This is a genomic window from Streptosporangium roseum DSM 43021 (assembly GCF_000024865.1).
GTDB lineage: Bacteria > Actinomycetota > Actinomycetes > Streptosporangiales > Streptosporangiaceae > Streptosporangium > Streptosporangium roseum.
Genome location: NC_013595.1, coordinates 6119073 through 6143724 on the forward strand (window position 1 = coordinate 6119073; position 24652 = coordinate 6143724).

Below are 24652 nucleotides of genomic sequence, written 5' to 3' on the forward strand. Positions count from 1 at the left end.
CACGCGGGCCGGGCCCCGGCCCTTCGACCCGCCCCCGCCTCGGCCGCTCACGCCAGCCAGACCTTGTCGAATCGGGCCCAGTCCAGGGTGTTGGCCGGGGCGTCGACGACGCCGCCCACCCCCGGCGCGGTCGCGACGAGCCAGTCGGCGAAACCCCAGACGAGGTAGCCGCCCTCGGCGTGCTGCATGCGCTGCATCTCGGCGTACACGTCGCGGCGCGCCTTCTCGTCGGCGAGCGAGACGGCTCTGGTGTAGAGGGCGTCGAACTCCGGGCGCCTCCACTTGGTGATGTTGGTGGTGGACGTGCTGAGCAGGCGCTGCGAGAAGTGGGACTCGATGGGCATCGCACCGGAGCGGAAGCAGCACAGGCTGCCCCCGTCGAGGACGTCCTTCCAGTAGGTGTCCTTGTCGCCCACGGCGACCCTGACGTCGAGCCCGGCCTGCCGCATCTGGTCGGCGAAGACGCTCGCGGACTCCACGAAGCCGCCGGCCGCCGCGGACGTGTCGAGCCGTATCCGCAGCCCCTTCGCGCCGGCCTTTCTCACCAGCCACTGCGCCCTGTCGAGGTCCCGGGCGCGCTGCGGTATCTCCTCGGCGTAGTACTGGTATCCCCTGCCGAACAGGTCGTTGCCCGTCTGCCCGGCGCCGCCCAGCACGGTGTCGACCAGCTGCTCCCGGTCGGCCAGCAGGAACATGGCCTCGCGCAGGTCGCGATCGTCGAAGGGCGGCCGGTCCAGTTTCATGGCGAAGGCCTGCATGCCGCTGTTGGTGAGCCGCGTGACGGCCAGGCGGTCGTTGCCCCGATAGGTCCGGGCGGTGGTCGCGGTGATGTCGTGGGCGTAGTCGACCTGCCCGCCGAGCAGCGCGTTGACGCGGGCCGACTCCTCGTTGGCGATCAGGTACTGCAGTTCGTCGACGTGGGGCGCGCCCTCCCAGTAGTCGGGGTTGCGCCTGAGCAGCAGGGAGCGGCCCGGCTCGAAGGAGCCGAAGACGAACGGGCCGGAGCCGACGGGCCGGGTGAAGTCCTCGGTGCCCTCCGGGACGATGAACACGCCGAAGGCGGCCAGCACGTTCGGGAACTCGGCGAACGGCTGCCTGAGCGCGAACTCCACGGTGCGGTCGTCGACGGCCCTGCTGCGGGCCAGGTCGATCACCGCCAGGGTGGTCCTGGCGCGGAAGGCGCGGGCGGGGTCGCCGATCCGGGCGTAGCTGTACAGGACGTCGGCGGCCCGTACCGGCCTTCCGTCGTGGAAGGCGGCCTGGCGGAGGGTGACCCGCCACGTGGTGAGGGCGGCGTCGGGCTCCCAGCGTTCGGCGAGACGGGGCTGGACCGACAGGTCGGGGCCGTAGTCGGCGAGCTTGTCGAACAGCGCCTTCGACCGCGAGGCCTCGACGAACAGGTTGGACAGGTGCGGGTCCAGGGTCTCCTGGGCCCCGCCTCCGGCGAACGCGACGCGCAGCCGGCCGCCCCTGCGTGGCCGGCCCGTGGCGGCGGTCCCGGTCGCGGGACCGGGACCGCATCCGGCGAGCAGGGCGGCGGACAGCCCGGCGGTGGTGCCGAGGAAGGCACGGCGGTTCAGGGAGTGCATGGGGGAAGGGTCCTTTCACGGGGTGAGTGCCGTAGCCGCTCACCGGGGTGTCGTGGCCGCGCCACGACGTGGAGCAGGACGCCGGACGGCTCCGCCGGCAGCGGCGGAGGTCTACGCGCCGTCCGGGCCGGGCATCGGACATGCCTCGGGGACGGCCCGGCCCGCGGCGGCACGCGTCGGATCGTCGTGGGGATCGCGTCCCGTCTCCCGGACCACCCCGAGCGGGAGGGCGCTCGTCGCGCCCGCCCGGCATCCCGGCCGTCGGCAGATGCCCAAAACGCCTCCTCAGCCGCCCGGTCAGCTAAAGAGAATGGTAATGATTTTCATTTTTTACGCAACTTCGCGGAGTCACGCCGTCCCGGCCCAGCCCCCCGGAAGGCATGCCGGCAGAAGACCACCGTCCTGAAGGCATGCCGGCAGAAGACCGCTGCCCTTCGCGTGACCGGCGGGAGCCGGGATCACCGCCCGCGGCCGCTCGGCGTTCAGATACGGCGCTCAGATACAGCGCTCAGACGCGGCGCTCAGACCTGACGCTCGGACTCCGGCGCTCAGGAGGAAGGGGCGGTACCGAGCAGACCGTGCAGGGACACCTTCATGGTCGCGACGAAGGAGTCGCGGACCTCCTCGTCGAGGAGGTCCAGGGAGAGATAGGGGTTCAGGTCCTCCAGCTCGACGAGGAGGAGCTCCCCGTCCGGGGTGCGGCAGGCGTCGACGCGCTGGATCCCGTGGTCGATGTCGTTCCAGTCGACGAAACGCTGGGCGAACTCCAGGTCCGCCGCGGTGGGTGCGTACCGTTCCAGGACCCATCGCCGGTCGGGACGGGGTGCGTGAAGGGCGTACTGGAAGGCGCGGTCGATGAAGTAGAACGACACCTCGTAGCAGAAGCGGACGCGCGGCTGGACGAGCACGCCGTCGAACGCCGCGCCCTCCAGCCGGTCCCGGGTGACGAACTCCAGCCCGATCGAGTCCGCGCCGAGTTTGGGCTTGATCACATACTCGGCCGCGTCGGGCAGGCGGCCGATGTCCTCCGGGCGGTCGACGGTCGCGATGACCGGGTATCCCTCGGAGACCAGATCGAGCAGGTACTGCTTGCCGACCTGGTCCGCCTTGCCCGTCAGCTGGGTGTAGACACGCGTGCCGCTCTTCAGCGCCCGGTCACGGAAGGCCGTGTACTGGGCCGCGTACTGCAGCACGGGCCCGCTGTTGCGGACCACGACCATGTCGAAGGCGTCCATCAGCGCGGCCGCGTCCAGCGGGTGACACAGGGCGACGTCGAAGTCCTCGCGGAGCCGGGAGGTCAGGAAGATGTCCTCGTCGCAGTATCGGCGCCCCCGCGCCTGGTAGGCCAGATCGGTGACGTACAGGACACTGGGCTGGGCGGGCGGCAACGTCTCTCCTCGAAGGTCGGTATGCCGTCAAACTACCCGCCTCCTCCGCGAGGCGCCCGCGGGCCCCGGCCGTGGCCGGGACCGCGAGTGGCCGCCCCGCGGGCCCGCCCCGGCGTGAGCGGGACGGGCCCGCGGGGTCAGGCGCCCTCTTCGAGGTCCCCCTCCGACTTGAGGTAGACCTCCTGGAGGCCACGCAGGATGTCGGGGTCGGGGTGCTCCCACATTCCCCGGTCCGCCGCCTCCAGCAGGCGTTCGGCGATGCCGTGCAGCGCCCACGGGTTGGACCTGGCCAGGAAGTCCTGGTTCTCCGGGTCCAGCACGTAGGTCGCGGCCAGCTTGTCGTACATCCAGTCGGCGACCACTCCGGTGGTGGCGTCGTAGCCGAACAGGTAGTCGACGGTGGCGGCGAGCTCGAAGGCCCCCTTGTAGCCGTGCCTGCGCATGGCGGCCAGCCAGCGGGGGTTGACCACCCGGGCGCGGAAGATCCTGGAGGTCTCCTCCGAGAGCGTCCGGGTGCGGACCGCGTCCGGGCGGGTGCTGTCGCCGATGTAGGCCGCCGGCGCCTTCCCCGTGAGAGCGCGGACGGTGGCGATCATGCCTCCGTGGTACTGGAAGTAGTCGTCGGAGTCGGCGATGTCGTGCTCGCGGGTGTCGACGTTCTTGGCCGCCACCGCGATCCGCCGGTAGGCCGTCTCCATGTCCTCCCGGGCCGGGACCCCGTCGACGCCCCGGCCGTAGGCGAAGCCGCCCCACACCGCGTAGACCTCGGCGAGGTCGGCGTCGTCGCGCCAGTTGCGGCTGTCGATGAGCGGCAGCAGCCCGGCGCCGTAGGCCCCCGGCCGGGAGCCGAAGATCCGCATGGTGGCCCTGCGCTCGTCCCCGTGGCTCGCGCTGTCGGCCAGCACATGCGCCCGGACGTAGTTCTGCTCCTCGGGCTCCTCCAGCCCGGCGGCCAGCCGTACCGCGTCGTCCAGCATGGCCACCACGTGCGGGAAGGCGTCCCGGAAGAACCCGCTGATCCGGACCGTGACGTCCACGCGCGGGCGTCCCAGCTCCCCGGCGGGGATCGGCTCCAGCCCGGTGACCCGCCGCGACGCCTCGTCCCACACCGGCCGCACACCGAGCAGGGCCAGCACCTCGGCCACGTCGTCGCCCGCGGTGCGCATGGCGCTGGTCCCCCACACCGACAGCCCGACCGAGCGCGGCCAGTCGCCGGTGTCGGCCCGGTAGCGCTCCAGGAGGGAGTCGGCCATCGCCTGCCCGGTCTCCCAGGCGAGCCTGCTCGGCACCGCCTTGGGGTCGACCGAGTAGAAGTTGCGGCCGGTGGGCAGCACGTTGATCAGCCCGCGCAGCGGCGACCCGCTCGGTCCCGCCGGGACGTAACCGCCGTCGAGGGCGTGCAGGATCGCGTCGATCTCGTCGGTGGTCCGCGCCAGCCGGGGCACGACCTCGGCCGCCGCGAACCGCAGGATCCGCTCCACCATCCCGAGGTCCGCCACCGCGGCGGTCCTCGGCTCCGCCCCGGCGCCCAGGACGGCCTCGGTCGCGCCGGCGGCGGCCGCCGGGTCCCAGGCCCGCTCCTCCATGGCCTCGACCAGCGCTCGGGCGAGGGTCTCGGCCTCGTCGGTGCCGATCCGGCCCGCCGTGCCGTCCTCGGCCAGACCCAGGGCTTCGCGGAGCCCCGAGAGGGCCTCGCCGCCCGCCCACATCTGGCGGGCGCGGAGCATCGCGAGCACCAGGTCGACGCGGGTCGCGCCCTCCGGGGCGGCGCCCAGCACGTGGAGGCCGTCGCGGATCTGGACGTCCTTGACCTCGCACAGCCAGCCGTCGATGTGCAGCAGGAAGTCGTCGAACTCGGCGTCGTGCGGGCGGTCCTCGATACCCAGGTCGTGGTCGAGCCGGGCGGCCTGGATCAGGGTCCAGATCTGGGCGCGGATCGCGGGGAGCTTCGCCGGGTCCATCGCGGCGATGGAGGCGTGCTCGTCGAGAAGCTGCTCCAGCCGGGCCATGTCCCCGTAGGTGTCGGCGCGGGCCATCGGCGGGACGAGGTGGTCGACCAGGGTGGCGTGAGCCCGGCGCTTGGCCTGGGTGCCCTCACCGGGGTCGTTGACCAGGAACGGGTAGATCAGCGGCAGGTCGCCGAGTGCGGCGTCGGGGCCGCAGGAGGCCGACAGCCCGGCGGACTTCCCGGGCAGCCACTCCAGGTTGCCGTGCTTGCCCACGTGCACCACGGCGTGCGCGCCGAAGCCGTCGGCCAGCCAGCGGTAGGCCGCCAGGTAGTGGTGGCTGGGCGGCAGGTCGGGGTCGTGGTAGATCGCGATGGGGTTCTCGCCGAAGCCGCGGGGCGGCTGCACCATGACCACGACGTTCCCGGCGCGCAGCGCGGCCAGCACGATCTCGCCGTCCGGGTCGTGCGACCTGTCCACGAACAGCTCGCCCGGCGCGGGGCCCCAGTGCCGCTCCATCCCGTCGCGCAGGTCCTGCGGCAGCGTGCCGTACCACTCGGCGTACCGGCCCGCGGCGATGCGCACCGGGTTGCCGGAGAGCTGCTCCTCGGTGAGCCACTCCTGGTCCTGCCCGCCCGCCGCGATCAGCGCGTGGATCAGCGCGTCGCCGTCCTGCTCGGTCACGCCCGGCAGCTCGCCCTCGGCGCCGATGTCGTAGCCGCGCTCGCGCAGTACGGCCAGCAGCCTGACGAGGCTCGCGGGGGTGTCCAGGCCGACGGCGTTGCCGATGCGGGAGTGCTTGGTGGGATAGGCCGACAGCATCAGCACGATCCGCCGCTCGCCGGCCGGGATGTGCCGGAGCACGGCGTGCCGTACCGCGATGCCCGCCACCCGGGAGGCCCGCTCGGGGTCGGCCGCGTAGACGGTCAGCCCGTCCTCGTCGATCTCCTTGAAGGAGAAGGGCACCGTGATGATCCGGCCGTCGAACTCGGGGATCGCGACCTGGGTGGCCGCGTCGAGCGGGGACAGGCCGTCGTCGTTCGCCTCCCACGACGCCCTGCTGCTCGTCAGGCACAGCCCCTGCAGGATCGGCACGTCCAGCGCGGCGAGCGCGCCGACGTCCCAGGCCTCGTCGTCCCCGCCGGCCGACGCGGTGGCCGGGCGGGTGCCGCCGGCCGCGAGCACGGTCACCACCAGGGCGTCGACCGTACCGAGGACCTCCAGCAGGCCGGGTTCCGCGCTGCGCAGGGAGGCGCAGTAGACGGGCAGCGCCCGGCCGCCGGCGTCCTCGATCGCCGAGCAGAGGGTCTCGACGAACGCGGTGTTCCCGGCGACGTGGTGGGCCCGGTAGTAGAGCACCCCGATGACCGGCCCGTCCTCACGGCGCGCCGCGCGCTCCAGCAGGCCCCAGCCGGGGGTGGGGGCGGGCGCGGCGAACCCGTGTCCGGTCAGCAGCAGGGTGTCGGACAGGAACCGGTGGAGCTCGGTGAGGTTTGCCGGGCCGCCGTGGGCGAGGTAGGCGTGCGCCTCGGCGCAGACCCCGCCGGGCACGGTGGACAGCTCCATCAGCTCGGCGTCGGGCGCCTGCTCGCCGCCGAGGACGACGACGGGCCGGGGCCCGGCGAGCAGGGCGTCCAGGCCCTCCTCCCAGGCGCGGCGCCCGCCGAGCAGCCGGACGACGACCAGGTCGGCGCCGTCCAGCAGGGGCGGCAGGTCGTCGGCGGTGAGCCGGGCGGGGTTGCCCAGCCGGTAGTCCGCGCCGCTCGCGCGGGCGCTGAGCAGGTCGGTGTCGGAGGTCGAGAGCAGGAGGATCACGCGCCACACCCCTGCGGGAACGGCGCGGTACGGCTCAGCGGGGCCACGGAATGGCAGGGGAACGGCGAAAAGCGCACGGAGCTTCCTCCCTCGGGGTCCTCGCCCCGGGTCGTCGTCGGCTACGACGGCTGGAGTCTCCTGGCTCCCGGATCGGTGCTCCCCCCAGCCTTCCCGTCCGTCGCCGGACAGTGGCCTGGGTGGGGTTCGCTCCCCGGTTACAGTGGCGGGACCGCGCCGGATTCACACCGGCTTCCTCCCTTGCCGTCGCCATCGATGAGACTACGGCAGTCCCGTTCCTTGCAAGAAACTGGCGTTAACATCCTCTGCGTGGTCATTGGCGACTTTTCCGGACGATCGCGACTCGACGCATGTCCCGGGGCGCTCCAGGTGCACGCCGCGGCCGACGGCGGCCTGGCGCGCGTCCGCGTTCCCGGCGGCCGGTTGACGGTCCCCCAGCTACGCGAGCTCGCCGGCGCCGCCGCCACCTGGGGGACCGGCGTCATCGAGCTGACCTCCCGCGCCAACGTCCAGGTGCGCGGGCTCGGCGAGGAGACCGGATTCGCGGCGCGCATGGCGGAGGCGGGGCTGCTGCCCTCGCTCACCCACGAGCGGATCCGCAACGTCCTCGCCTCCCCGCTGACCGGCTGCGACGCGAGAGGGGTGCTCGACGTCGGCCCGCTGGTCGCCGATCTGGACCGCCGGCTGTGCGCCCGGCCCGTCCTCGCCGGCCTGCCGGGACGTTTCCTGTTCGCCCTCGACGACGGCCGGGGCGACGTGGCCTGGCTCGGCCCCGACGCCGGGATCCTGCCGGACGGGACGGGCGAGGCCGCCCTGATCCTCGCGGGCGCCGACAGCGGCCTGCGCGTGCCCGTGACCTCCGCGGTCACCGCCCTGCTCGCCGCCGCCGAGGCGTTCCTGGCCGAGCTGACCGCCCGGGAGACGCACGCCTGGCGGATCAGCGAGCTGAGCGACGGCGCGGAGCTGGTCGCGGCCCGGGTCCGCGCCGCGCTGGACACCGGGTCCGCCGGCCCGGTACGGCTCCGCCCGCCCGCGGAGCCGTACCGGGCCGGGCGGCCGTCCACGGCGGGAGAGCCGGTGGGCGCCGTCGGCCAGCCCGACGGCCGGGTGGCCCTCGGCGTCGCGGTACCGCTGGGACGGCTGACCTCCGCCCAGGCCGAGCTCCTCGCCGACCTGGCCTCCCACGGCGAGGTACGGCTGACGCCGTGGCGGGGCGTGGTCCTGCCCGGCCTGGCACGCGCCGGGCTGCTGCGGGCGGCCGCCCGGCTGGCGGAGGCCGGCCTGGTCACCGACCCCGGCTCCCCGTGGATCGGCGTGACGGCCTGCGCCGGACGTCCCGGCTGCGCCAAGTCCCTGGCCGACGTGCGGGCCGACGCGGCCCGCGCCACCGTCTCCCACCGGGGCGGCGGGACGGCCGCCACCACCGGAGCCGGCCCCGGGGCACCGATCGGGAGCGACGCCCCGGACGGAACCGGGCCCGGGAGCCGGGCGGAGCCGGAGGGCGGCACGCCCCGGGCCGTCGCCCCGCATGTGGCGGATTCACCGCGCACCGGTACGCTCCCCGTGCACTGGGCGGGCTGCGAGAGGCGCTGCGGCCGCCCCAGAGGGCGGGTCGCGGACGTGGTCGCCACCGGCGACGGCTACCGCGTCGACCTGGACGGCCAGAGCCTGACCTGTGCGGACATCGAAGAGACCACGGCCGCGGTGGCGGCCGCCAGAGGGGAAACGTGATCGACTACGTCCGCGACGGCGCGGAGATCTACCGCCGTTCCTTCGCCACCATCCGCGCCGAGACCGATCTGCGCGGCCTGCCCCCGGACGTCGCCCAGGTGGCGGTCCGCATGATCCACGCCTGCGGGATGGTCGACCTGGTCACCGACCTCGGGTGGTCGCCCGGCGTCGTGGCGTCGGCGCGCGCGGCCCTGCGCGCGGGCGCGCCGGTGCTGTGCGACGCGATGATGGTCGCCTCCGGGGTGACCCGCCGCCGCCTGCCCGCCGGCAACGAGGTGATCTGCACGCTGGGCGAGCCGGGCGTGCCGGAGCTCGCCGGACGGCTGGGCACCACCCGCAGCGCCGCCGCGCTGGAGCTGTGGCGCGAGCGGCTGGAGGGCTCCGTGGTCGCGATCGGCAACGCGCCGACCGCGCTGTTCCGGCTGCTGGAGATGGTCGAGGAGGGTGCCGGCCGGCCGGCCGCCGTGCTCGGGATCCCGGTCGGCTTCATCGGCGCCGCCGAGTCCAAGCAGGCCCTCGCCGAGCATCCGGCGGGCCTGGAGTACCTGGTCGTGCACGGGCGCCGGGGTGGAAGCGCGATGACCGCCGCCGCGGTCAACGCCATCGCGAGTGAGGACGATTGACTTCCTCCCCACGGCTGAAGCCGGGGGAATCCCACCCTCACAGGTCGGATTTCCTGCTTCACCGCCAGCAGCCCGCCAGGAGGAATCTCCCTTGAGGTCTTACACCGGCTCCACAGGCGTTTCACCTCTCCGCCAGCCCGGCGGCGAGAATGTTCTTCGCGGCGTTCACATCCCGATCATGGGTCGCGCCACAAGCCGCGCACACCCACTCCCGCACCTCCAACGGCATGGCCGCAGCGACCGCGCCGCACGCCGAGCAGAGCTTGGAGGAGGGAAACCAGCGGTCGACGACCACCAGTTCCCGGCCGTACCAGGCCGCTTTGTACTCCAGCATGGTCCGCACCTGCCGCCAGGAGGCGTCCGAGACGGCGCGGGCCAGGCGGCGGTTCCTCACCAGGTTGCGGACGGTGAGGTCCTCGATCGCGATCACTTGGTTCTCGCGGACGATCGAGGTGGTGAGCTTGTGCAGGTGGTCACGCCTGCGGTCGGTGATCCGGGCGTGCACCCGCGCGACCCGCACCTTCGCCTTGGCCCGATTGCTGGAGCCCTTCTCCTTGCGGGCCAGGGCGCGCTGCGCGCGGGCCAGCCGGACGCGGTCGGCCCGCTCGTGGCGGGGATTGGCGACCTTGCCGACGGCGTCGGTGACGCCGGGGATCGGCCGCGACAAGACGAGCAGGGACGCGATCCCGGCGTCGATGCCCACCACACCCTCCACCGGGTCCAGCGGGCGGACCGTGTCCTCACACAGGATCGACACGAACCACCGCCCGGCCGCGTTCCTGCTCACCGTCACCGTGGACGGCTCCGCCCCCTCGGGCAGCGGCCGCGACCACACGATGCGCAGCGGGGTGCCCGTCTTCGCCAGGGTCAGCCGCCCGTCGCGCCAGGTGAACGCCGAGCGGGTGTACTCAGCCGACAGCCGGGACCTCTTCCTGGACTTGAACCGCGGATAGGCGGCCCGTTTGGCGAAGAAGTTGGTGAACGCCGCCTGCAGGTGGCGCAGGGCCTGCTGCAACGGCACCGACGACACCTCCCCCAGGAACGCCAGCTCCTGGGTGCGCTTCCACGCGGCCAGCATCGCCGACGACTCCCCGTAGGAGACACCGCGTCCGTGAAGGGCGTAGGCGCGGCTGCGCTCCTCCAGCGCCTTGTTGTAGACCAGGCGGACGCAGCCGAAGGTCCGGGCAAGCTGCTCGGCCTGCTCGGGGGTCGGATAGAAGCGGTAGGTGAAGGCCCGCTTCACACGCTGCGCCATGGCGCACATCATGACGCAACACGGTCGATGCCGTACGCGCGTTCGAGAAAATCCCGCGCGGCGCTGTGCCGCGTCTCCTCCCCGGGGCTGAAGCCCGGGGTCTCCACGCTCAAGGAGATTCGATGACCGACATGGCGACTGGACGGCTCTGGGGCGTGGGACTCGGGCCCGGGGATCCGGAGCTGGTGACCGTCAAGGCCGCCCGCCTCCTCGGCGAGGCGGACGTGATCGCTTTCCACAGTGCCCGCCACGGCCGGAGCATCGCCCGCTCGGTGGCCGCGCCGTACCTGCGTGAGGGTCAGATCGAGGAAGCCCTGATCTACCCGCTCACCACGGAGACCACCGATCACCCCGGCGGCTACCAGGGCGCCATCGACGACTTCTACGCCGAGTGCGCGCTGCGGCTGGCCGCCCATCTGGACGCCGGCCGCGACGTGGTGGTGCTGTGCGAGGGCGACCCGCTCTTCTACGGCTCCTACATGCACATGCACAAGCGCCTGTCCCACCGCTACGTCACCGAGGTGGTCCCCGGCGTGACCTCCGTGAGCGGCGCCGCGGCGGTCCTCGGACGGCCGCTGGTCGAGCGGGACGAGACGCTGACCGTGCTGCCCGGGACGCTCCCCGCCGAGGTTCTCGCCGAGCGCCTGGCGGCCGCCGACTCGGCGGCGATCCTCAAGCTGGGCCGGACGTTCACCAAGGTGCGCGACGCGCTGGACCGGGCCGGCCGCCTCGACGAGGCCTGGTACGTGGAACGCGCCACCACCGGCGGCCAGCGCCTGGCCCCGCTCGCCGAGGTGGATCCGGACAGCGTGCCGTACTTCTCGCTGGCGCTGATCCCGAGCCCGGTGAACGCCGCGCAGGCGGGCCCGGTCCGGGAGGCGGAGCCCGCGATCCCGGCCGGCGGTCCCGGCGAGGTGGTCGTGGTCGGTCTCGGCCCGGCCGGACGGCCGTGGCTGACCCCGGAGGCGCAGGACGCGCTGGCGGGCGCCGACGAGCTCGTCGGGTACGGCCCCTACCTGGACCGGGTCCCGCCGAACCCGCGCCAGCGCCGCCACCCCACCGACAACCGGGTGGAGGCCGAGCGGGCCGCGCACGCGCTGGAGCTGGCCGCGGCCGGATCCCGGGTGGCCGTGGTCTCCTCGGGCGACCCGGGGGTGTTCGCGATGGCCAGCGCGGTGCTGGAGGTGGCCTGCGAGCCCCGGTTCGCGGACGTCCCGGTGCGGGTGCTGCCCGGTCTGACCGCCGCGCACGCGGTGGCGAGCCGAGCGGGCGCCCCGCTCGGCCACGACTACTGCGTGCTGTCGCTGTCGGACCTGCTCAAGCCGTGGGAGGTCGTCGCCGGGCGGATCACCGCCGCCGCGAAGGCCGACCTGGTCCTGGCGATCTACAACCCCGCGTCGAAGAGCCGTACGTGGCAGGTGGCCGCCGCCCGCGACCTGCTGCTGGAGCACCGCGCTCCGGAGACTCCCGTCGTCATCGGCCGGGACGTCGGCGGGGCCGGGGAGAGCATGACCGTCACCACCCTGGCCGAGCTCGACCCTGCCCTGGTCGACATGCGCTGCCTGCTGCTGGTGGGCTCCTCGACCACCCGGGCGGTCAAGCGGGGCGACGGCGGCCAGGTGGTGTTCACCCCCCGCCGCTATCCCGCGTGACCGGCCTCACGCGGCCCCGGCCGGGCGGCCCCGCCCGGCCCGGGCCCTCCGGCCGGGCACACCTGCCGGCCGGCTCAACCGGGCCCGGTGGTCTCGACCGGGCACATCTGCCGGCCGGCCCAACCGGACCCGGCGCCCCCGGCCGGGCACGCCTCCCGGCCGGGCCGGCCTCACCCGGCGTGACCCACCGTGCTCTCCAGCCAGGTGAGCGCCTCCTCCACCGTCTCCGCCGAGGGGACTCCCCCGGGATGCGGCGGCCGCCGTACGATCACGACCGGGAGCCCGAGCTCCCGGGCCGCGAGCAACTTGGCCGTGGTCATCTCGCCGCCGCTGTCCTTGGTGACCAGCATGTCCACGCGGTAGTGACGCATGAGCGCCAGCTCACCCTGCACGGTGAACGGGCCTCGGCTGAGCAGCACCTCCAGGTGGCGCGGGGCGGGCGGCTCCGGCGGGTCCACCGAGCGGGCGAGGAACCACAGACCGTCGAGTCCGGCGAAGACCGGCAGGCTGCGGCGGCCGGTGGTCAGGAACACCCGCTGCCCCAGCGCGGGCAGGAGTTCGGCGGCCGCGGCGAGCGACGGCACCCAGCGCCAGTCGTCGCCGGGGGCGGCCTGCCAGCCCGGCCGCCGCAGGATCATCAGCGGCACCCCGGCCCGGCCGGTCGCCTCGACCGCCGAGGCGGTCATCCGGGCGGCGAACGGGTGCGTGGCGTCCACGACGACGTCGATCCCGCGCTCGCCGATCCACGTCGCAAGCCCGCCGGGACCGCCGAAGCCGCCCTCGTGCACCTCGCCCACCGGCAGTTTGGGATCGCGGACCCGCCCCGCCAGCGAGGACACCACGTGTGTCCCGGCGCGTCCGGCGAGCGCGGCGGCCAGCCGCCTGGCCTCGTCCGTGCCGCCCAGCACCAGGATGTTCAGCACACCATCACCTTTCCGCCATCGCAGGACACCGCCCTGCCGTACCGACCGACCTTCGAACCATGAGCACACCGCTGCGCCACGGATGGACCACCGGCGCGTGCGCGACCGCGGCCACCACCGCCGCCTACACCGCGCTGCTGACCGGCGACTTCCCCGACCCGGTGGAGATCGTGCTGCCCAAGGGGCAGCGTCCGGCGTTCGCGCTGGCCAGGGAGGAGCTGACCGGCGGCGCGGCCATGGCCGCGGTGGTCAAGGACGCCGGCGACGACCCCGACGTGACGCACGGGGCACTGATCTCCTCGACGGTACGGCACGGCGCCCCCGGCAGCGGCGTGGCCTTCGTGGCGGGGCCCGGGGTCGGCACCGTCACCAAGCCGGGGCTCCCGCTGGACGTGGGCGAGCCGGCGATCAACCCGGTCCCCCGGCGGATGATGCGCGAGCACCTCGCCGAGGTGGCCGCCCGGTACGGCGGGACCGGTGACGTGACCGTGGAGATCTCGGTGGAGCACGGCGAGGAGCTGGCCAGGAAGACCTGGAACCCCCGGCTGGGGATCCTGGGCGGGCTGTCCATCCTCGGCACGACCGGCATCGTGGTGCCGTACTCGTGTTCGGCCTGGATCGACAGCATCCGGCGCGGTATCGACGTGGCCAGGGCCGCCGGCCGCCGGCACGTCGCCGGATGCACCGGGAGCACCTCGGAGAAGGTGGCCGCCGAGCTGTACGGGCTGCCGGAGGACGCGCTGCTCGACATGGGCGACTTCGCGGGAGCCGTGCTGAAGTATCTGCGCAGGCATCCCGTGCCGCGGCTGACCGTCGCCGGCGGCATCGGCAAGCTCTCCAAGCTCGCCGACGGCCATCTGGACCTTCACTCGGGCCGCTCGCAGGTCAATCCGGGCATGCTCGCCGGGATCGTCCGCTCGGCGGGCGGGGACGAGGCACTGGCGGGGCGGGTGCTGGCGGCCAACACGGCCCTGCACGCGCTCCGGCTCTGCCAGGAGGCGGGGCTGCCGCTGGGCGACCTGGTCGCCGAGCGCGCCCGTCTGACGGCCGTCGGCGTGCTGCGAGAGGCACCCGTGGCGGTGGACGTGGTGGTCATCGACCGCGCGGGAGCGATCGTCGGCCGCGCCGGCTGAACCGGCCACGCGGCCCTGGCCCGCCGCGTGGCCGTCACACGGACAACCCGCCCCGGCCACACGGTCACCGGCTGAGCGGCCCGGCCCAGCCGAGTGGCCGCCGGCCGCGCGGACCAGCCGGGCCGGCCGGGGCCGGTGGCCGGGCGCGGTGGGGCGGTGGGTCCCGGCGCGGGGGCGCCGGGGTCAGTCACGGCAGCGGGCGGCCGAGTACAGGTGGCTGTCGGGGAACTCCGAGGCGGTCAGCACGCGGCCGACCACGATCACCGCGGTGCGGACGACCCCGGCGGCATGGACCTTGCCGGCGATGTCGGCCAGGGTGCCGCGCAGGATCACCTCGTCGTCCCGGCTGGCCCGCGCCACCACGGCCACCGGGCAGTCGGCGCCGTAGTTGGGGACCAGCTCCGCGGCGACCGCCTCGATACGCTGCACGGCCAGGTGGAGGACCATCGTGGCCCGGCTGCGGCCGAGCGTGTCCAGGTCCTCTCCGTCGGGCATGGGGGTGGCGCGGACCGAGGTCCGGGTCAGCACGATCGTCTGGCCCACCCCGGGGACGGTGAGCTCCCGCTTCAGCGACGCCGCCGCGGCGGCGAACGCGGGCACGCCGGGGATCACCTCGTAGGGCACCCCGGCCGCGTCCAGCCGCCGCATCTGCTCGGCCATCGCGCTGAACACCGACGGGTCGCCGGAGTGCAAGCGGGCCACGTCGTGACCGGCTCCGTGAGCGGCGAGCATCTCCGCCACGATCTCCTCCAGGGCCATCCTGGCGGTGTCCACCAGCCGCGCCCCCCGCGGGCAGCACTCCAGCAGCTCGGCCGGGACCAGGGACCCGGCGTACAGGCACACCGGCGAGGACGCGACCGCCCGCTGCCCCCGGAGGGTGATCAGGTCGGCGGCGCCGGGTCCCGCCCCGATGAACCGCACCGTCATCGCTCATCCTCCATCGGTTTGATCGCCGTCCAGGTCGTCACGGGCATCATCGGCCGCCAGCCGGTGAAGCCGCCGACCGGTGCCGCCCTGCTGACCGCCAGCCGGACCAGGTCGCCGCCGAGCTCACCGTGCCAGGAGGCCAGGACGGCCTCCGACTCCACGGTGACCGCGTTGGCGACCAGCCTGCCGCCGGGCCGCAGCGCCTCCCAGCACTCCTCCACCACCCCGGGGACGGTCACCCCTCCCCCGATGAAGACGGCTTCGGGCGGCTCCAGGCCGGCGAGCGCCGCGGGAGCCGGCCCGGTCACCACGTTCAGGCCGGGCACGCCGAGCCCCGCGGCGTTGCGGGAGATCCGCGCGGCCCGCTCGGGGTGGCTCTCCACCGCCACCGCCCGGTTGGCCGGATGACCGCGCATCCACTCGATCGCGATGCTGCCCGCCCCCGCGCCGACGTCCCACAGCAGCTCGCCGGGGACGGGGGCGAGCCGGGAGAGGGTCACCGCGCGCACCTCGCGCTTGGTGAGCTGGCCGTCGTGCTCGAAGGCCTCGTCCGGCAGCCCCGGCACGCAGGGCAGGGGCACGGTCCCGGCGTCGGCGCGGCACTCCAGCGCGACCACGTTGAGGTCGTGGGCCACCGGCAGGGACCAGCCGCCCGCCGTGCCGGAGATCACACGCTCCTCGGCGGCGCCGAGCCGCTCCAGGACCGTCATCGTGCTGCCGCCGTACCCGCGCGCGGCGAGCAACGCGGCGACCCGCGCCGGGGTGCGGCCGTCGGCGCTGAGGACCAGCACCCGGCGGCCCTCGTGGACCGCGGCGTGGACCGACTCGACCGGCCTCGTCACGACGCTGACCACCTCGACCCGGTCGACGGCCCAGCCGAGCCGGGCGCAGGCCAGCGAGGCCGACGACGGATGGGGCAGCACCCGGACCCGGTCCGTGCCGAGCAGCCGGACCAGCGTCGTGCCGATGCCGTGGAACATGGGGTCGCCGCTGGCCAGCACGCACACCCGGCGCCCCCGGTGGGAGGCGAACAGCGCGGGCAGGGCCGGGAGCATCGGCGAGGGCCAGGCGACGCGCTCGGCGGTCGGCTCGGGGACCAGCGCCAGCTGCCGGGCGCTGCCCATCAGGACCTCGGCGGCGTGCAGCTCGCGCCGCGCCGCCGCCGACAGGCCCGCCCAGCCGTCGGCGCCGATGCCGACGACCATGACGAGGTCAGACATTGCCCAGCACCCGGACGACCCGGATCTCGATCACGACGCGGGCCGGGTTCTCACGGGGCCGCCGGTAGCGCTCGGCGTAGCGGTGCTCGGCGTCGGCGACCGACCCGGGGTCCTCCCGGATCACCGCGCGCCCCTCCAGGGTCGACCAGCGGCGCCCGTCCACCTGGCAGACGGCGACCGCCGCGCCCTCTTCTCCGGCCGCGCGCACGTGGCGGACCTTGTGCGAGCCGCCCGAGGTGATCACCCGTGCGATCCCGGAGTCGGGGTCCAGCGTCACCCCCACGGGGACGACGTGCGGCGTGCCGTCAGCCCGCACGGTGGTCAGCGTGGACAGGTGACGCTCCCGCCAGAAGGCGCGGAACCCGTCTCCGAGATCCTTCAACACCCAGCCCTTCCCCGATGTCGTGGTACCGGGCGACATGGTAGCCGGGAGACGGGCCCGGTGAAGGATCCCCCTCCCCCGGGCCCGCCGGCGCTCAGCCGGCCACGGCCGCCTGGTCGCGCTCCTGCTCGTAGGCCGCCAGGACCTGCTCGCGCCGCTCGGCCGGGAGCCGGTCGATGTAGAGGCGCCCCTCCAGGTGGTCGGTCTCGTGCTGCAGGCAGCGGGCCAGCAGGCCGGTGCCCTCCACCGTGACGGGCGCTCCGGTCACGTCGAACCCGTGCACCACGGCACGGTCCGGCCTGGCCAGCGAGGCCCGCTGCCCCGGCACCGACAGGCAGCCCTCGGCGTAGTCGTCCAGGTGCTCCTCGTCCGGTCCGGGCATCACCAGGGTCGGATTGACCACGACGCCCTTGCGGAACTCCTCGGTCTCGTCCGGGCAGTCGTAGACGAACACGCGCAGGCCGATCCCGATCTGGTTGGCCGCCAGGCCCACGCCCTCGGCGGCGTACATGCTCGCGAACATGTCCGCGACCAGCATGGCGAGGTCGTCGTCGAAGCGGGTCACGGTCTCACACGGACGGTGCAGCACCGGTTCGCCGACGAACGTGATCGGCCTTGCCGTGCCCTCGCCGCTTGCTTCCATGTGGAACGCCTCCAGGTTCGTCGCGTGTCAGTCGCAGCAGACTACTCGTGGCCGGGCCGCGCCGGAGAACGCCGTTCAGCTTCCCGGGCTGTAGATCACCTGGTCGGGCCTCACCCGCACCGTGATGCGCTGCTCGCCCGGCTGCCGGTAGGGGTAGCTGTCCACCCCGAGGTACTTCTTCGCCAGGCCGTCGATGACGGCGTCCGCGCCTTCGAGCTCCAGCTCCCCGGTGCCCGAGACGCTGACGAGGTGGAAGGCGTCCTTGGGGTCCAGGACGCTCACCGACACCCGGGGGTCGTTGCGCAGGTGGCGCTCCTTGGCGCGGCCGACGGCCGTGTTGAAGATGACGTCGTCTCCGTCGACATCCACCCACACGACGGTGCTGTGCAGCGACCCGTCAGGCCGGACGGTCGTCACCCAGGCGTGAATCGGCTGGCTGAGCAGTTCTTTCGCGTCGTCGTTCAGCTTGCCCACAGAGACCTCCACGATCAGCGGTATGCCTACGGACCAATCGAACATCACGCCCTGTTGATCAATTCCACCGCCCCTGGGAAAGTCTCAGGACGGGCCGTCGTGGATGGCGGCGGCGGCGCGCAGGCCCGACTCCAGCGCGCCTTCGATCCAGGCGTGCCAGAGGGAGCAGTGCTCTCCGGCGAAGTGGACGCGGCCCTCCGGCTGGATGATCGCCTCGTGCAGGGTCGTCTGCTGGTGCGGTTCGAAGAGGGCGAAGGCACCGGCCGCGAAGGGGTCCTCGTACCAGGCGTGGCTCACCCCGAACTCGAAGACGTCGACGATCTCCGGATGGACCTTCGCGACGTCCTCCACAGCCTGCTGGATCCGCTTCTCCCTGCTCATGGCACCCCACCGCAGCGCGTCCTGGCCCCAGGTGTAGCTGGCGAGCAGGACGCCCCTGCGCTCGTCGGGGTCGGAGTGGGAGGGGTAGCAGATCCGGCGGACGGGCAGGTCGGTCACGGTGGTCCCGCCGACGATCCCGTCGGTGTGCTCCCAGAACCGCTCGCGCACCTGAAACAGGATCTTGGTCGAGGCGTTGTAGTTGAGCTCCCTGATCGCCCGCTGCTTGCGCCGGGTGAACGCGGGCCTTACCTCGATGTCGCGGAGCACGGAGAAGGGCATGGTGCACACCGCGTAGTCGCCCGTCATCTCGGTACGGCCGGCGGCGGTCCTGACGTGCAGGGTGACCGAGTGGTCGTCCTGCTCGATCGCGTGCACCTCGTGGCCGAAGTGGACGCGCTCCTTGAGCCGCTCGTAGAAGGCGAGGGGCAGCCGGTCGGTCCCTCCGACGATCTCCTGCATGTCCTCGAACGCCCGCCCGATGATCTCCCGGAACTGCTCGATCACCGCGGCGTTGAGGTTCGACTCCCGGAAGCTCATGATCCCGTAGAGCTCGACGGCCCCCGGGGAGAAGCCCCGCTCGCGCAGGAAGCTGCGGATCGAGTGATGGTCGTAGTCGGCGCAGAGACGGTCGAGGGCGGCGCCTCCCTCGGCCGAGTAGCGCTCCCGGACCTCCGCGGTGGCCGCGTTCCACAGCTCCTCGTAGCTCCTGCCGCGTTCGTGCTCGGCCAGCTCGAAGTCCACCAGGCCCGGATCGGCGTTCAGGTCCTCCATCGTCATGCGCCTGCCCTGGATGAAGGCGAGGGTTCTGGGGTTGCCCATGACGAAAGGGCGCAGGCCGAGCCCGAACTCGCGGCAGTAGGCCAGCGTCAGGTCGTGGACGCGGGGGATGCGCATGGCCCCTGCCTCGGCGTACAGGCCCTCCGCGAAGCCGCGCAGGGTGTGGACGCGGCCGCCCACGCGCTGCTGTGCCTCCAGCACGACGGGGTCGTGCCCCTGGCGCATCAGCTCGTAGGCCGCGACCAGGCCCGCCATGCCCGCGCCGATGACCAGGACCCGCTTCGGCGTGTCCTGGCGGGCGGGCAGGCCCTCCTGCGCGGTCCTGACCAGACGCGGGGAGACCCGCTCGTGGCCGGGGCTGAGGGATGCGTGGTCGAACCGGGGGTGGCGGGGATCGGCGGGCATGGGGCCTCCTCGGGAAGTGGTCTCATCGGAACCGGCCGGCTCATCCCTCTTCGGGGACGCCGGAGGTGCTGGGGGCGCTGGGAGCATCGGGGGCGCTGGGAGCATCGGGGACGCCGGAAGCGCCGGAAGCGTCGGATCCGCCGGAAGCGGCAGGAGAGCCGGGGACACCGGAAGTGTCGGGGGCGCGGTCGCGGGGGACGGCGCCGGCCCGGGTGAGGCGGGCTCCGTCTCCGGCGGCGCGATCACGCTCCCTGGCGGCGCGGTCACGGGTGGCCACGGCGGCCCGGGTCAGGTCCGCGGAGGCGGCGGCGCAGCGGGCGATCTGCCCGTCGATCAGGTCGCCGAACCACTCGGGCACGATCGGATTGCCCCGGACACGCGCGGCGAGGTCGCGCAGCCTGGCCGCGTGGCCGGCCAGGCGCGCGGCGTCGGCGGCCAGTTGCTCGGCGAGCGCTCCGTATCCCGGGATCACCCCCATCCCCGTCATCCGCGCGAGGCCCGGCGGGCGCGCCGGTGCCACGCGGCGACGGCAACGGCCGCGACGAGTCCGGCGAGGCCCCCGGCCAGCAGCAGCCTTCTGGAGCGGCGCGGCCCGGCGGAGAAGAGGGCGGAGCGGTCGGGGACCCGGCGGGCCCGCGAGCATGTCGCCCGGCTCCGGTAGGCGGCGAGCCGGGCGGCGATCAGCTTCCGGGCCTCACGCAGCCGGTGTTCGAGGTCGGCGATGGAGATCTCCGGGCTGCGTCGGGGCGGGGGCTCCCGGCCGGGGCCGGCGGAGTGGGCGACGTCCCGTCCGTGACCCGAGGATCCCCGGCCCGTCGCGGTGGACCAGCCGGTCTGGTCGTTGAAGGGGTTCTCGTCGAGCAGCGCCCGCATCGCGAGCACCTCGCCGAAGACGGGCGCGATGCCGCCGATCGCCCCGATGGCGCCCTTCTCCCTGCACAGCGCCCGGACGGCCCGGACCGCCTCGGCGTCGCGATCCGCGCCGGCCGCGTCGAGCAGCCGCCGCATGACGGGGTCGGCGGCCAGTTCCGGATTCCGGTGCAGGACACCGGCGATCCGCAGCCGTAGGGAGGTGACGGCGACCAGCGTGGCGAGGCTGCTCCGCCCGGCCAGCGCGCCCAGGCGGGCGGCCGGACCGCCGAACCGCCCGCCTTCGAAGGCGTAACCGAGCCCCCCGCGGTTGGTCAGCGCGCGGAGCAGGCTCCAGTGGATGCCGGAGGGAAACCACGGGGAACGCGTGGCGGCGGCGGTCAGCGTGGCCGTCGTGCGCGCGCAGATCCGCCGGATCTCCTCCGCCGTCCACGCGAGCTCGGCCGCCGCGTCGTGGACCTGCCGGAGATGATCCGTCCCGGACCGTTCCCGGCCGTCGGGATCAGCTGTCATCGTGTCTCCTCACCTCCGCCGACCGGCGTGCGTTCCGGCTGCACGACCCGATAGGGGTAACACAGAAGGTCACATTAATACAACGGACAGTAATGGGGCTGCGACATCCGGGAGGACCTCCGGCACGGGACGCGGCCGCCGGCCGACGGCGGGATCGAAGTAGACAGTGTCTACCCGGTTTGGTAGACACTGTCTATGAGTGAGCAGGACATGGGCGTCCGTGCCCGTCTGATAGAGGTCGGAGTCGACCTGGTGGCCAGGGAGGGGATGCAGTCCCTGACGCTGCGGGAGATCGCCCGCCGGGCCGGGGTCTCGCACGGGGCTCCGCGCCATTACTTCCCGACCCACGTGGCCCTGCTGTCGGCCATCGCACGTCAGGGCTTCGCCGACCTGACCGCCAAGGTCACCGAGACGGCGGGGGAAGGCCGGGCGGACCCCCGGGCCCGGCTCCTGGCGCTGGGAGGCGTCTACCTCGACTTCGCACTGACCAACCCCGGCATGTTCGAGCTGATGTTCCGCCATGACCTGCTGGAGAGCAACCACCTCGGCTTGCGGGAGACGAGCCTGCCGCTCTTCGACATCCTTACCGACCTTGTCACCCGGGCGCGGACACGGCCCGGCCCCGCGCCACAGGTCGTCGCCGGCGCGCTCTGGGCCAACCTGCACGGCATCGCCCAGCTGTGGGGATGGGGCAGCCTCCGGCTCGCCACGGGAGCCGACGACGCCGGACCGCTGCTGCGCGCCGCGCTGGACGCGCACCTCGGACCGGAGAACCGGTGAGCCCCGGAGGACAGCGGCGCCTGACACTCGCGAGCAGCGTCATCGGGGCGATGATCGTCGCCCTGGACGGAACCGTGCTGACCGTCGTGCAGCCCACCCTGCAACGGGATCTGCACGCCTCGTTCGCGCAGGTCCAGTGGACCAGCACCGGATACCTGATCGCCGTGGCGAGCCTGCTCGTCTTCGCCGGCCGCCTCGGGGACCGCTACGGCCACCGGCAGCTCCTCGCCACCGGCATCCTGGGCTTTGCCGCCACGTCGGCCGGTATCGGCCTGGCGCCTGACATCGGCTGGGTCATCGGCCTGCGCGTCGCCCAGGGGATCTTCGGCGCGCTGCTGCAACCGGCCACCCTCGGGATACTGCGCGCCACATACCCGCGCGACCGGCTCGGCATGCCGATCGCGCTGCGCACCAGTGCCATCGGCGTGGCGGCCGCCGCCGGTCCGATCGTCGGCGGGGCGCTGACCGCCCACCTGGGCTGGCGCGCGGTCTTCTTCCTCAACGTGGCACCCGCTCTCGCGGTCGGCGTGCTGACTCTCGCCGTCCGGCCATCCGCGCCGGTGAAAGCCTCCGGCGTCCGGCTCGACCTGCCCGGCGCCTGCCTTCTCGCGGTAACCCTGGCCTGCCTGGTGCGAACGCTCGTCGAAATACCGGAAACCGGCTGGACGGCGGCGACCGCGCTCGGGCTTACCGCCGTCGCGGCCACCGGTGGCGCGTTCGTCTGGCACGAACGACGCGCCACGAGCCCGCTGGTGCCGTCAAGCGTGCTCCGATCGACAACGGTCACCTCGGCGCTCGGCATCCTGGTGGCGGCGTCGGCGGCCCTGTTCGGCGCCCTGTTCGTCGGCACGTACTTCCTGCAGGACGTCCTCGCGCTGGACCCGCTGCAGAGCGGTCTGAGAGTGCTGCCCCTGGCCGCGACGATGGTGCTGGGCGCACCGGTCTGCGCTGTGCTGCTGCGCCGGTGGGGGCCACGCGGGACGGCCGTGGCGGGGATGGCCCTGCTCGCCCTCGGCATCCTTCTGCTGTCCCATCTCGGCCAGGCGCCGGCCTCCCTGGCGATCAGCGGTTGCTTTCTCGTGCTGGGCGCCGGTTTCAGCGCGGTGATGGTCACCGGGACAGCCGTCGTCGTCCACCACGCGTCCGTGGACACCGCCGGGGTGGCCGGCGGGCTCCAGCAGACCGCCATGAATGTCGGCCCGGCGCTGGGCGTCGCCGCGGCGACGATGCTGATGACCCTCACCGCCCCCGGCACCACCGCCGGCGGGCCGTACGGCGACGGGCCGCACTGGACCGCTGACGCCTTCTCCTCCGCGATGGGCCCCACGCTCATGGTCCTCGCGGCCGTAGCCGTGATCGGCGCGCTGCCGGCGGGCAGGCTGCCCGGTCGGACGGCACCGGTTCTCCACGGTCACCAACGCTGATGCGGAGGTGCCGGACATCGGACAGGGGCGGAGGCGGGCGGCGGCCGAAAACCCATTGGGGATGCCGGGCTCCACCGCTAAAGTCGATCCCACCTCGCGGCTGCTGAACCTCGGGGAGTCCACCGCCGGCCCAGACGCCGGCGCTGTCCCGCATGCCCGTCACCGGATGGCGGCGGAGCTCGCACCTCTCTCACCAGCAGCCACCAGGAAGGCTCCATGACAACCTCCAAGCGGCGTCCCGCCGCGTTCCAGCAGGACCTGCGGCTCGTCCGCACCGACGACAGCTGGCTCCACCTGCCCAACCGGTGGGGCATCCCCGTGGACGTCTGCGCCGGGGCCGACGTGCCGATCGAGTCCAGCGCGATCGACGAGATCCTCACCGTGCTCGCCACCGCCGACACCCTGGAGCGGTTGGGCGCGGTGACCGGGCACACCGAAGCGGCGATCAGCCGGGTCGTGCTGACCCCCGACCTCCACAAGGGGGCCGGGATCCCGATCGGCACGGTGCTGCAGACGCGCGGCGCGCTGCTCCCCCAGGCGGTCGGCAACGACATCAACTGCGGTATGCGGCTGGAGACGACGTCGCTGACCGCCGACCAGGTACGCCCGCGGCTGGACGCGCTGGAACGCCGGCTACGGCACCTGTTCTTCGAGGGCGGCCGGCGCATCGCGCTGTCCGGTCTCCAGCGAGAGGCGCTGCTCCGCGACGGCCTGCCGGGGCTGCTCGGCACCGGCAGGCCGGAGCGGGCGGACGGGGTGTGGTCGGCGCTGCGGCCCGGCGACGCCCGGCCCGGCCGGATCCACGGATCGCAGTACCCGACCACGAACGCCGACGCCTTCCGGGACTGGATCCACAGCGCGGGCGGCACGAGCTTCGACAGCATCATCGGCAGCGTCGGCGGCGGCAACCATTTCGCGGAGCTGCAGTACGTGTCGGCGATCCATGACCGGCAGGCCGCCCACGGGTGGGGCTTCAGTCTCGGCCAGGTGGTGCTGATGGTGCACAGCGGCTCCCTGTCGCTGGGACATCAGGCCAACGCGTCCGGGCTGGACCAGGCCAGAGCCGCATGGCCCGCAGGCGTCCCCCTGCCGGACAACAGGATCATCCCCATGATGACGGACGGACGGTCCGCGCCGGCGCGGCGGCGCTACCTGGACGCGTTCGGCAACGCGGCGAACTTCGCGGTGGGCAACCGGTTCTTCCTGTCGCTGATGCTGCGCGCCGGGCTGGCCGCCGAGTGCGGGGAACTCGCCGCCGACCTCGTGTACGACGCCCCGCACAACCTGCTGTGGCAGCACGACGACGGACAGGTCGTGCACCGCAAGGGCGCGACGCCGGCGGGCGGATACGCCGAGACGGCGGGCGGGCCGTACGCGATGTGGGGCGAGCCCGTCATCGTACCGGGCTCGATGGGGGCCGCCAGTTACGTGCTGCGCGGTCACGGCAACCCCCGGACCCTGGCGAGTGCCTGCCACGGGGCCGGTCGCCGCGTGCGCCGGGGCGCCGCCGCCCAGGCGGGCGAAGCCGAGCTGGACGCCTTCCTTCGCGACTTCCGGGTGGTCACCCCCCTGGACCACCGTGACCCGGCCGTCAACCGCCGCTCCGACGTGATGGCCGCGTGGCGCCGCGACCTCAAGCAGGAGGCCCCCTGGGTGTACAAGGACATCGGCCCCGTCGTCTCAAGTCTCCGCAGGGCCGGGGTCGCCGAACCCGTCGTCGAGCTGCGACCGCTGCTGACCGTCAAGGGGTGACCGGCACGCCGGAGTCCGCCCGGCCGGAGAG

General features: G+C 73.7%; 20 protein-coding genes and 1 riboswitch. Of the genes, 7 read left to right on the forward strand and 13 right to left on the reverse strand.

Going from position 1 to position 24652, the window contains the following annotated elements:
- Positions 1–47: 47 nt before the first annotated feature.
- From SROS_RS26935 to cobN, 3 genes are all read right to left on the reverse strand, one after another.
- Positions 48–1589 (reverse strand): ABC transporter substrate-binding protein, encoded by a 1542-nt coding sequence (locus tag SROS_RS26935; RefSeq protein WP_012892078.1) that lies wholly within the window; start codon positions 1587–1589, stop codon positions 48–50.
- Between the two features lie 548 nt (positions 1590–2137).
- Positions 2138–2977 carry a hypothetical protein gene (locus tag SROS_RS26940; RefSeq protein ID WP_012892079.1) on the reverse strand — a complete coding sequence of 280 codons (840 nt, stop codon included), beginning with the start codon at positions 2975–2977 and terminating at the stop codon, positions 2138–2140.
- 137 nt (positions 2978–3114) lie between these two features.
- The gene (cobN, locus tag SROS_RS26945; RefSeq protein ID WP_012892080.1) at positions 3115–6738 is read right to left on the reverse strand and encodes a cobaltochelatase subunit CobN; all 3624 of its coding nucleotides are present in this window, start codon (positions 6736–6738) and stop codon (positions 3115–3117) included.
- A 114-nt stretch (positions 6739–6852) separates the two neighbouring features.
- A riboswitch (cobalamin riboswitch) is annotated at positions 6853–7041 on the reverse strand.
- 24 nt (positions 7042–7065) lie between these two features.
- Here cobN and SROS_RS26950 point away from each other — a divergent pair.
- Together SROS_RS26950 and SROS_RS26955 are read left to right on the forward strand one after the other, a co-directional pair.
- Complete coding sequence (locus SROS_RS26950; RefSeq protein WP_012892081.1) at positions 7066–8487, forward strand: sulfite reductase subunit beta; 1422 nt, start codon at positions 7066–7068, stop codon at positions 8485–8487.
- Positions 8484–9110 carry a precorrin-8X methylmutase gene (locus tag SROS_RS26955; protein ID WP_012892082.1) on the forward strand — a complete coding sequence of 209 codons (627 nt, stop codon included), beginning with the start codon at positions 8484–8486 and terminating at the stop codon, positions 9108–9110. Before SROS_RS26950 ends, SROS_RS26955 begins: the two co-directional genes overlap by 4 nt.
- A 121-nt stretch (positions 9111–9231) precedes the next feature.
- Here SROS_RS26955 and SROS_RS26960 read toward each other — a convergent pair whose 3' ends face one another.
- Positions 9232–10365, reverse strand: a complete 1134-nt coding sequence (locus tag SROS_RS26960) for an RNA-guided endonuclease InsQ/TnpB family protein (protein WP_043653032.1) — start codon at positions 10363–10365, stop codon at positions 9232–9234.
- Positions 10366–10487: 122 nt separating this feature from the next.
- On the opposite strand from SROS_RS26960, the gene SROS_RS26965 reads away from it, so the two are divergent.
- Positions 10488–12017 carry a precorrin-2 C(20)-methyltransferase gene (locus SROS_RS26965; protein WP_012892084.1) on the forward strand — a complete coding sequence of 510 codons (1530 nt, stop codon included), beginning with the start codon at positions 10488–10490 and terminating at the stop codon, positions 12015–12017.
- Positions 12018–12187: 170 nt separating this feature from the next.
- Here SROS_RS26965 and SROS_RS26970 read toward each other — a convergent pair whose 3' ends face one another.
- Positions 12188–12940: a cobalt-precorrin-6A reductase gene (locus SROS_RS26970; RefSeq protein WP_012892085.1), complete on the reverse strand. Its 753-nt coding sequence runs from the start codon at positions 12938–12940 to the stop codon at positions 12188–12190.
- 59 nt (positions 12941–12999) lie between these two features.
- Between SROS_RS26970 and SROS_RS26975 the strand changes: the two genes are divergently transcribed.
- Positions 13000–14073, forward strand: a complete 1074-nt coding sequence (locus SROS_RS26975; RefSeq protein ID WP_012892086.1) for a cobalt-precorrin-5B (C(1))-methyltransferase — start codon at positions 13000–13002, stop codon at positions 14071–14073.
- Positions 14074–14256: 183 nt separating this feature from the next.
- On the opposite strand, the gene cobM is transcribed toward SROS_RS26975, so the two are convergent.
- The 8 genes from cobM to SROS_RS46230 form a co-directional block, all read right to left on the reverse strand.
- Complete coding sequence (gene cobM, locus SROS_RS26980) at positions 14257–15000, reverse strand: precorrin-4 C(11)-methyltransferase (protein WP_012892087.1); 744 nt, start codon at positions 14998–15000, stop codon at positions 14257–14259.
- On the reverse strand, positions 14997–16220 hold the full coding sequence (locus SROS_RS26985) for a bifunctional cobalt-precorrin-7 (C(5))-methyltransferase/cobalt-precorrin-6B (C(15))-methyltransferase (RefSeq protein ID WP_012892088.1): 1224 nt from the start codon (positions 16218–16220) through the stop codon (positions 14997–14999). Before SROS_RS26985 ends, cobM begins: the two co-directional genes overlap by 4 nt.
- Positions 16213–16641: a TIGR03618 family F420-dependent PPOX class oxidoreductase gene (locus tag SROS_RS26990; protein WP_012892089.1), complete on the reverse strand. Its 429-nt coding sequence runs from the start codon at positions 16639–16641 to the stop codon at positions 16213–16215. The genes SROS_RS26985 and SROS_RS26990 overlap by 8 nt, the downstream gene beginning before the upstream one ends.
- A 55-nt stretch (positions 16642–16696) precedes the next feature.
- Positions 16697–17245: a peptide deformylase gene (gene def, locus SROS_RS26995; RefSeq protein ID WP_012892090.1), complete on the reverse strand. Its 549-nt coding sequence runs from the start codon at positions 17243–17245 to the stop codon at positions 16697–16699.
- A gap of 75 nt (positions 17246–17320) precedes the next feature.
- Positions 17321–17731 carry a TIGR03618 family F420-dependent PPOX class oxidoreductase gene (locus tag SROS_RS27000; RefSeq protein WP_245564289.1) on the reverse strand — a complete coding sequence of 137 codons (411 nt, stop codon included), beginning with the start codon at positions 17729–17731 and terminating at the stop codon, positions 17321–17323.
- Positions 17732–17803: 72 nt separating this feature from the next.
- Positions 17804–19282 (reverse strand): flavin monoamine oxidase family protein, encoded by a 1479-nt coding sequence (locus SROS_RS27005; RefSeq protein ID WP_012892092.1) that lies wholly within the window; start codon positions 19280–19282, stop codon positions 17804–17806.
- Positions 19283–19322: 40 nt separating this feature from the next.
- The gene (locus SROS_RS27010; protein ID WP_012892093.1) at positions 19323–19760 is read right to left on the reverse strand and encodes a hypothetical protein; all 438 of its coding nucleotides are present in this window, start codon (positions 19758–19760) and stop codon (positions 19323–19325) included.
- Positions 19761–19765: 5 nt separating this feature from the next.
- Positions 19766–20665 (reverse strand): hypothetical protein, encoded by a 900-nt coding sequence (locus SROS_RS46230; RefSeq protein WP_012892094.1) that lies wholly within the window; start codon positions 20663–20665, stop codon positions 19766–19768.
- Positions 20666–20860: 195 nt separating this feature from the next.
- Here SROS_RS46230 and SROS_RS27020 point away from each other — a divergent pair, with 195 nt between their 5' ends.
- The 3 genes from SROS_RS27020 to SROS_RS27030 all read left to right on the forward strand — a co-directional run bounded on the left by SROS_RS27020 (position 20861) and on the right by SROS_RS27030 (position 24621).
- Positions 20861–21445 carry a TetR/AcrR family transcriptional regulator gene (locus tag SROS_RS27020; protein WP_043653040.1) on the forward strand — a complete coding sequence of 195 codons (585 nt, stop codon included), beginning with the start codon at positions 20861–20863 and terminating at the stop codon, positions 21443–21445.
- Entirely contained in the window at positions 21442–22869 is a 1428-nt protein-coding gene (locus SROS_RS27025) for an MFS transporter (protein ID WP_012892096.1), read from the forward strand. The genes SROS_RS27020 and SROS_RS27025 overlap by 4 nt, the downstream gene beginning before the upstream one ends.
- A 216-nt stretch (positions 22870–23085) precedes the next feature.
- The gene (locus SROS_RS27030) at positions 23086–24621 is read left to right on the forward strand and encodes an RtcB family protein (protein WP_012892097.1); all 1536 of its coding nucleotides are present in this window, start codon (positions 23086–23088) and stop codon (positions 24619–24621) included.
- Positions 24622–24652: the final 31 nt, after the last annotated feature.